Origin of the sequence: Oceanispirochaeta sp., from assembly GCF_027859075.1 — a bacterium.
GTDB lineage: Bacteria > Spirochaetota > Spirochaetia > DSM-2461 > DSM-2461 > Oceanispirochaeta.
The window spans coordinates 1-6,160 of sequence record NZ_JAQIBL010000222.1 but is presented as its reverse complement, the minus strand read 5'-3'; the positions used below and the strand labels follow the sequence as shown (position 1 = coordinate 6,160).

Annotated in this window: 8 protein-coding genes; 7 read left to right on the top strand and 1 reads right to left on the bottom strand. The window is 44.5% G+C overall.

Annotation, left to right across the window (positions count from 1 at the left end; genetic code table 11):
• The first annotated feature begins 94 nt into the window (after positions 1-94).
• The 7 genes from PF479_RS12470 (at position 95) to PF479_RS12440 (ending at position 5,170) form a co-directional block, all read left to right on the top strand.
• A complete protein-coding gene (locus PF479_RS12470) occupies positions 95-316 on the top strand; it encodes a DUF1576 domain-containing protein (RefSeq protein WP_298007051.1) in 222 nt (73 codons plus the stop codon).
• Positions 317-331: 15 nt separating this feature from the next.
• On the top strand, positions 332-712 hold the full coding sequence (locus PF479_RS12465; RefSeq protein ID WP_298007048.1) for a hypothetical protein: 381 nt from the start codon (positions 332-334) through the stop codon (positions 710-712).
• A gap of 60 nt (positions 713-772) precedes the next feature.
• On the top strand, positions 773-1,639 hold the full coding sequence (locus PF479_RS12460) for a hypothetical protein (RefSeq protein WP_298007045.1): 867 nt from the start codon (positions 773-775) through the stop codon (positions 1,637-1,639).
• Between the two features lie 102 nt (positions 1,640-1,741).
• Entirely contained in the window at positions 1,742-2,725 is a 984-nt protein-coding gene (locus PF479_RS12455; protein WP_298007042.1) for an HD domain-containing phosphohydrolase, read from the top strand.
• A gap of 52 nt (positions 2,726-2,777) precedes the next feature.
• Complete coding sequence (locus PF479_RS12450; RefSeq protein ID WP_298007037.1) at positions 2,778-3,185, top strand: YbaN family protein; 408 nt, start codon at positions 2,778-2,780, stop codon at positions 3,183-3,185.
• A 135-nt stretch (positions 3,186-3,320) separates the two neighbouring features.
• Positions 3,321-4,616 (top strand): glutamate-5-semialdehyde dehydrogenase, encoded by a 1,296-nt coding sequence (locus tag PF479_RS12445; protein ID WP_298007035.1) that lies wholly within the window; start codon positions 3,321-3,323, stop codon positions 4,614-4,616.
• Positions 4,617-4,642: 26 nt separating this feature from the next.
• Positions 4,643-5,170 carry a flavin reductase gene (locus tag PF479_RS12440; RefSeq protein ID WP_298007032.1) on the top strand — a complete coding sequence of 176 codons (528 nt, stop codon included), beginning with the start codon at positions 4,643-4,645 and terminating at the stop codon, positions 5,168-5,170.
• Between the two features lie 44 nt (positions 5,171-5,214).
• Here PF479_RS12440 and PF479_RS12435 read toward each other — a convergent pair whose 3' ends face one another.
• Complete coding sequence (locus PF479_RS12435) at positions 5,215-6,084, bottom strand: aldo/keto reductase (RefSeq protein ID WP_298007029.1); 870 nt, start codon at positions 6,082-6,084, stop codon at positions 5,215-5,217.
• Between the last annotated feature and the right edge of the window lie 76 nt (positions 6,085-6,160).

The following is a 6,160-nucleotide window of genomic DNA, read 5'->3' as shown; positions in this document are numbered from 1 at the left end:
GTTGAGGAGGATTCCCTCTACATCCACATTTAGCGGAATTTCGACACCTACATAGGGCCTTGTTTTATAAAAACCCCTTTCAGATCCGGGACACATCCTGGCTCTTTTGTTCAGTACGACCCTGGGCCCTCTGGCAGGGCAATTCGGGTATTTTGCCGGATTCCTGGCAGGGTTTATTCATTTCGTTCTGGTCAGCCAGACCGGGAGCTGGCAGGGCGGCATGAATCTATACAACAATGGTTTTGCCGGTGGGCTTACGGCGGCTGCCCTGGTTGCCGTCATTCAATGGTATCGCAGTAATAAAGATGAAATGTAGGGGAGCTTTGTATATATGAAACGAAAAGATCTGATTTTGAATTTAATTGGTGAAATCTCAAATTATCTGCTGGATGACGATCCCATGCGGCTGGTTGTATCCCTACATCAGGAGAAAGATGGACTTCATCTTTGTATTTTGGATGACAATAAGCATAACGAAGAAGAACTTGACTCAATGAGAAAGGCCCTGAATAGCCGCAAACGACCGGAGCTGGCAGGATATTACGGTGCCATGACAGGTCATGATATGCTTGGTTCGGCCAGGCTGGATCTACTGGGCTGGCAGGTCAAACATTGTGATGTGGTTCAATCCGACTCTGGGATCAAGATCGACCTCTGGTTCGGGGGAGAAGACTTCCAGAGCGATCAGTTTACCATCCCCGTCAGGAAGTGATCCAGCCGCCCCGTCGGGATGAACTATGTTCCAAAGACAGTAATTGTGGTATAAAAAAGTATGAAAATTTACAATAAAGCCTTTTTAGTCGAGTCAGATGTAAAGGAAATATTTACTTCAACCTGGGACATTATCAGGCCTCATATATTCTATATGTCTCTTATATGGGCCATTTTTTATATTCCCACCAATATTTTTATCCTGATGCGGTCAGGAGATATGATGAGGCATCTCAATAGCGGCAATGCCGGGGTTATTCCTATCATGCTCATTCTAAATCTTCTGGGTACCATTCCGAATATTGCCCTGGTTCTGCTGGTCAAACAAAAGGACTGTGATGATTATAACAGCCTTGTTGCTTCGGCTTTTAAAAAATTACCCTATTATCTCACTACGACATTCGCTATGTTCTTACGGATGATTCCCCTTATGGTGATGGGAGTCCTGGCGGCTGCCTTAATCTCAGTTTTTCTGAGCACCCTGAATATGGCCCCTATGACCCAGCTTCTCATTGTTATGCCTGTGATCCTGCTGACTGGATTTCTATCCTTGATTCGCTACTATTCATCTATCAATTTTTATCTGATGAAAGGGGCAAGAAACTTCAGGGCTACTTCTTTCAGCCGGATTCTTTTTGAACTCAATAGAAAGAAAGTCCTGGCTGTATTCGGAGTCTGCAGTTTTCTACCTCTCGCATTGAATTTTGTAATCCTCTACCTTGTGGATAATGAGGCCTTCAATATCTTTTCAGGTTTTCTTCTTGGATTCTATATGTTCCTGAGCAGTGGATTTTATGCCGGTTTATTCAATCATATCAGGGAAGAGAGAATGGATGAGATCCTGACGGAGACTATTTCTGAATCTCTGAATCAAAACCAGATAGAAACAGTGGAACCTCAGGACTCCCATCCTGAAAAACATGAGTAAATAACTTATGAATAGAAACAGTGGTATTTATTGGATAAACAAACAGGTTTAGTGTAGATTTAAGAATCAATTAAAAATATTTGAATAATCAGGTAAAATTGAATGATATCGATTAAGCGCGAACAATGGATTCCGGTTAGAAAATCTAATCTGAAATACTATGATGAAATTGACCTCTACTACCAGAACAAAACTTCCGGCAATGTTCTTTTATATAAGTCATCGGGTATGAATATTACCGATCACCTCCTCAAGGATAAACCCTATACCGGGGATCTGTATATCCGCCCCGAAGATAAGAGCAAATGCCTGAGACAGGTTCAGAAGGGTTTCAGTTCCAATCTCGATCAGAGTATGGAAGAGGGTATAGGGAAGGTGAAGGAAGATCTGATTAATATTATTGATGAGACTCTCCATGAACCTCGTTCAGGTGGATTGGAAGTCATTCCCGATACAATCGAAGTCGTTGTCGATAATTATTCCAAGCAGCCGGATGTCATCAAAAATCTATCTAAAATCTCTCCCTCTGACTACACAACAACGATTCATTCCATCAATGTCATGGCCTTGACTGTGGGGTATTGTTTTTATACTAAAAAGAGTTTGGAAAAGACTGTAGAGTATGGTTTGACCGCTCTGTTTCATGATATAGGAAAAACAGAAATCCCCACCGATATTCTAAAGTCTCCCCGGCAATTGACTGACTATGAGTTTTCGATTATGAAGAGTCATACTCTACTGGGGGCTGAGATTCTCCAGTCTAATGACCCTTCTGTGCATATTGCCATTCCGGGAGCCCTGGAACACCATGAAAAACTGGATGGTAATGGATACCCCCATGGAAAGAGCAGCATTTCTGAGATTGGACAGATTCTGGCAATCATAGACTCCTATGAAGCCATAACCAATGATGACAGGATGTATAGGAACTCCATGAAGCCTCTGGATGCCCTGAATATTCTGAAAGAAGAAGTGGACAGGAAGCGGCTTAATAGACTCTTTTTTAAGGATTTTGCCTACAGTCTGACAGACTTTTCCAAGAGTCATCATCAGGATGCCTATAAACATATTTTTTCAAACACATAAGAAAAAGACAGGGCATATAAAAAATGATTATACTGGGAGCAGGGGGTGCGTCTTGGTTAAAGTTCTACTCATTTTTCTGGGTTTTCTGTCCTTAGGTCTGGGAGGTCTGGGAATCATTCTACCGGGCCTGCCCACCACACCCTTTATACTTCTTTCGGCAGGACTCTTTCTCAGAAGTTCTGAAACCCTCTATTTAAGGCTCGTGAGACATAGGGTCTTCGGAAAGTACCTCCGTCAGTACGAGAGAGAGAAAGGGATGAGTCTGCGGGTGAAACTCCTGAGTATCCTTGTGATGTGGACCATGATTTCCCTGTCTTTCTATAGGATTTCCCATTTACATTTTAGAATGACTCTCCTGGCCCTCGGACTGATCGGTACGATAGTCATGGGATTCATTGTGAAAACTATCATTCCCGATCCTACTGATTCAGCTTCTGACAGGGGAGATAAGGAGGGCTGAAAACTTTGTTGAACTCAATAAAATTATGAACAGTATTCTTCAGAGGATCAGAGAGCACGCCTCGTAAGCCTCGTTGAAAAAAGCAGCTGTTTATGCTAAACCAGAGGAAGGCATTTGCATGAAGGGGAGAGAGCTATGACAATATTGGAAAGAGCAAAAGAGGCTCGGAAAGCCTCCTTTACACTGGCAACTCTGAGCTCTGAAATAAAAAATAGGGCTTTGGAAGCCATGGCTTCAGCCCTGGAATCCAACAAGGATGACATCATCCGGGCCAATCAGGAAGACTACGAGCGGAGTGTGAAGGAGAATCTGGCCGGACCACTCTTGAAGAGACTCAAATTCGATTCAGAAAAGATTTCTCAGGTCATCGAAGGGGTCAGAAGCTTGATCTCAATGCCCGATCCGGTAGGAGAAACCCTGATGGCTACACAGCTGGAGCCCGGGCTTGAACTATACCGTATCAGCTGCCCCATCGGTGTCACCGGGATCATCTTTGAATCCCGACCGGATGCGCTTGTTCAAATCTCCTCTCTCTGCCTCAAAAGCGGGAATGCCCTTCTCCTTAAGGGCGGCTCGGAGGCGTCTGAAACAAACCGAATCCTCACCCGGATCATCAATGAATCGACAGTAGCCGCCGGTCTCCCTTACGGATGGATACAGTTGGTGCAAACCCGGGACGATGTCAATGAAATGTTCAGCATGAATGAGTATATCGATCTACTGATCCCCCGGGGGTCTAATGCCTTTGTGAAGTACATCATGGAACACTCCAGCATCCCTGTACTGGGTCATTCCGATGGCATATGCCATATCTATATCCATGAGGATGCGGATACTGCCATGGTGATTCCCATTGTTGTGGATTCGAAAACTCAGTATGTAGCTGCCTGTAATACCGTGGAAACCCTTCTGGTTCATCAGGACATTGCATCCCGGGTTCTTCCCGGTTTAAAAAAGGCCCTGGAAGAACAGAAGGTAGACCTTGTCGGTTGTGACCGATGCCGGGAAATCATCGACATTGTTCCTGCCACAGAGATTGACTGGGCAACCGAGTACGTGGATTATAAACTCTCCATCAAAATTGTGAATTCATTGGATGAGGCTATAGAGCATATCAATTACTATGGTTCAGGTCACACCGATGCTATACTGACAGAAGCCAAGAAGACGGCCTCTGTCTTTATGTCCCGTGTAGATGCCTCCAGTGTCCTGTGGAACTGTTCCACCCGTTTCAGTGACGGGTTCCGCTACGGTTTCGGTGCCGAAATTGGTATCAGTACCAGTAAAATCCATGCCCGGGGTCCTGTAGGCATGGAAGGTTTGATGATCTATAAGTACAAGCTTTTGGGCAGCGGTCAACTTGTGTCACAGTTTTCTTCGGGAGAAAAAAAATTCACCCATGAATCTCTGGACGATAAATGTCCGCTTTAGAAATTTGAATATTTAAGGATTGAAGGATGACAAGAGAAGAAATCGATGCAAATGACTTACGGGTCAACTCAACAACCCTCTGGAAAGAGCAATGGCTCCTTCTGACATCGGGAGATTATGAACAGGGCCATTACAATTCCATGACCGTTGCATGGGGCAGCATGGGGGTTATGTGGAAGAAACCCTTTGTTCAGGTTGTTGTCCGTCCGGGACGATATACCTATGAATTCATAGAAAAATATCCCGATTTTACACTTTCAGTACTTCCTGAAGGGTTTCGAAATACCATGAGTCTGATGGGGTCTGAATCGGGGCGCTTTAAAGATAAAATTGCAGAATCCGGTCTGACTCCCCTGGCTTCTCTGTCGGTGAAGGCTCCCGCTTTTTCAGAAGCTGAACTGATCCTGGAATGCAGGACCATGTACCGGGATACCATCAAACCCGAGTGTTTCAAGGATGAGTCACTGGAGATTAACTATCCCCTCAAAGATTACCATACCCTCTATTTTGCTGAAATCCTCAGAGCCTGTGGTACTTCCGATTACTGGAAGTGATCCCGAAGAGAAGTAAACCATTTATAAAGACCGGACTCTCTTCCTTAGTGAAATAAGGGAGTCATATCCAGTCTTTTACTCATTTCCTGCATCTCTGGGAGGTTTGGTGTTTTCAATTTTCCGGAACAGAAATCATCTGCCGCTTTAAGAACCCTGGGCAGCACATGAATATCTCCCACAGTATTTAAAAAGAATTGAGGATTAGAAAGTATATAGGCAACCGCTTTGTTAATATCTTCCTGTTCTTCGATAGGCTGGTACCAGGTGTCTCTGGTTTTGATTCCCTCCGGCCAGGGGCGTCTGCAGCTTGACTTGATGGTCTGGAGGGCAATCTTTTTTTCTCTGCATATTTCAGCTAATTTTTCAAAAGATGCTTTGTACTGTTCATTCAGGCTCATTGGATAATTCCAGGGAAGAAGAACAGAGTCAAAAGGATACTGTTCCAGGCTGCGCATATGAAAATCTGCCGCCTGAACTCCATGGCCTGTCACGCCCAGGAATCTGACCCATCCTTTCTCTTTGGCTTCAATAAAGGCTTCCAGGGCTCCACCCGGACTCATGGCTGTCTGCCATCCCTTTTCATCCACAAGCACATGCATCTGAAGGAGATCGATGACGTCTGTATCAAGGAGCCTTCTTGAATTTTCAATAGACTTCATGGCTCCTTCATAGCTTCTTTCTTCCGTTTTAGTTGCCAGGAAAAATTTATCCCTATGAGGGGCGATCCAGGGGCCAAGACGCTTTTCGGCCTCTCCATAGCTGGCGGCGGTGTCGATGTGATTGATCTTAAATTCAAGTAGAAGCTCCATTATGCTGTCCGCTTCCGCCTGTCCTACCGTCGCAAAGGATGCAGCCCCAAAAAGGGTTCTACTGCTATTGTGGCCTGTATTTCCAAAGTGTGCTCTGTCTATCATATCTCCATCATAATGGATAATGATGGGTGAATGCTGGAAATTTTACTAGAAAAAGGAATTAATTCCTGGGAATGAC